This is a genomic window from Rhodococcus sp. CX (assembly GCF_015865005.1).
In the GTDB taxonomy this organism is placed as follows: Bacteria; Actinomycetota; Actinomycetes; order Mycobacteriales; family Mycobacteriaceae; genus Rhodococcus.
Genome location: NZ_JADZGH010000119.1, coordinates 1 through 2,221, shown reverse-complemented (window position 1 = coordinate 2,221; position 2,221 = coordinate 1). Strand labels below are relative to the sequence as shown.

At 70.6% G+C, this 2,221-nt stretch carries 2 protein-coding genes; both read left to right on the top strand.

Features of this window, described 5'->3' with window-relative positions; genetic code table 11:
• On the top strand, positions 1 to 1,496 hold a 1,496-nt coding region (locus I0Q12_RS13055), incomplete at its 5' end, for a leucyl aminopeptidase (RefSeq protein ID WP_197252324.1).
• Between the two features lie 263 nt (positions 1,497 to 1,759).
• The coding region (locus I0Q12_RS13050; RefSeq protein ID WP_307846217.1) for a biotin/lipoyl-containing protein at positions 1,760 to 2,221 on the top strand (462 nt) is incomplete at its 3' end.

The window sequence follows — 2,221 nt, the reverse complement described above, 5'->3', positions numbered from 1 at the left end:
CTCCCACCCTCCCGGAACTCGTTCTCGCCGGGTCCCTCTCGAAACGAGCCGATGTTCTCGTGATCGGACTCACGTCCGGAGACGACGGTCCCGAGGCGCTGCTCGGCGGCGTCGTCGACGAAGCCGTGCTCGGCGAGGTGCTCGACGCCGTGACCGCGGTCGGCGCGACCGGCAAGTCCGAGGAACTGACCCGGGTCCCCGCCCCGGCGGCGCTGCCGGTGACGAGCGTGCTGGCAGTCGGTCTCGGTGCCGCCGACAAGATCGACGCCGAGCAGGTGCGACGCGCCGCCGGCTCCGCGGCACGGGCCCTGAACGGTGCCTCGGTCGTCGCGACGACGCTGTCCGAGGTGGATCTCGGTGCGGCCGTCGAAGGCTTCGCCCTCGGCGCGTACACGTTCACCGAGTTCCGCTCCGCGAAGTCCGCGCCGGGCGACGACGCGCGCCCGCCGGCCCGAATCGAGTTCCTGGTGGCCTCGCCCCGTGCCCGCGAGACCAAGGCCGCGCTGACCCGGTCGGCCGCGATCGCCGAGGCCGTCGCCACCGCCCGCGAATTCGTCAACACCCCGCCGAGTCACCTGTACCCGGCGGAGTTCGCCGACCGCGCGAAGGCGCTCGGCACCGCGGCGGGCCTGAAGGTCGAGGTGCTCGACGAGAAGGCCCTGGCCAAGCAGGGCTTCGGCGGCATCGTCGGTGTCGGGCAGGGTTCGTCGCGTCCGCCGCGGCTGGTGCGGCTGAGCTACTCGTCGAAGAAGCGCAAGGCCCCGAAGGTCGCGCTGGTCGGCAAGGGCATCACGTTCGACACCGGTGGCATCTCCATCAAGCCCGCCGCGGGCATGGAGAACATGACCTCCGACATGGGCGGTGCGGCCGCGGTGATCGCGACCGTCGTGCTCGCCGCGAAGCTCGGTGTGGCCGCGGACGTCACCGCGACCGTCCCGATGGCCGAGAACATGCCGTCGTCGACGGCGCAGCGTCCCGGGGACGTGCTCACCCAGTACGGCGGAACGACGGTCGAGGTGATCAACACCGACGCGGAAGGTCGCCTGATCCTGGCCGACGCGATCGTGCGTGCCTGCGAGGACGAGCCCGACTACCTGATCGACACCGCCACGCTGACCGGCGCGCAGATGGTAGCGCTGGGCACCCGCACCCCGGGTGTGATGGGCACCGACGAGTTCCGTGACCGGGTCGCGGAGCTGTCGCGGTCCGTCGGGGAGAACGGCTGGGCCATGCCGCTGCCGGCGGAGCTGCGCGCCGACCTCAACTCGCGGGTCGCGGACCTGGCGAACGTCACCCCGCACCGGTGGGGCGGGATGCTGGCGGCCGCGATCTTCCTGAAGGAATTCGTCCCCGAGGGTGTGCAGTGGGCGCATCTGGACGTGGCGGGTCCGGCGTTCAACACCGGCGGTCCGTTCGGCTACATCGGCAAGGGCGGGACCGGTGTGCCGGTGCGCACGATGTTCGCGGTCATCGAGGACATCGCAGCCAACGGCTGACCTCAGGCGTGCCTTCCGGGTGCCTTCGAGTGCCCGGAAGGCACGCCCGGTGCAACGTGACGTGCCCCTCGCCGTACACCCGGAAGTGATCAGTGCAAGGATGGTCGAGGCCATGCCTGCCGGGTGTGGACCGTACGCACCAACGAAGTACCCGCGCGAGTCTTCGGGCTCGAGCACAATAGTCAACGACCACACAATGGTCGGACGACCACGAGTCGGTACAACTCAACACACACGAAACAACCGTCGAGGAGTCAACAGACATGGCCTTCTCCGTCCAGATGCCAGCGCTTGGTGAGAGCGTCACCGAGGGAACTGTCACGCGATGGCTCAAGCAGGAAGGAGACACGGTCGAAGTCGACGAGCCCCTGCTCGAAGTCTCCACGGACAAGGTCGACACCGAAATCCCGTCCCCCGCTGCCGGTGTCCTGGTGAGGATCGTCGCCCAGGAGGACGACACCGTCGAGATCGGTGGCGAGCTCGCCGTCATCGGTGAGGCCGGCGAGGCCTCTGCTCCTGCCGCCGCCCAGGCTCCGGCCGCGGCCGAACCCGCCGCTCCGGCTCCGGCTGCGGCCGAACCTGCCGCTCCGGCTCCGGCCGCCGAGGCCCCCGCCGCTGCCGCTCCCGCACCCGCCCAGGGCGGCGCCGCGAACGGCACCCCGGTCACCATGCCCGCACTCGGCGAATCCGTCACCGAAGGCACCGTCACCCGCTGGCTCAAGGCC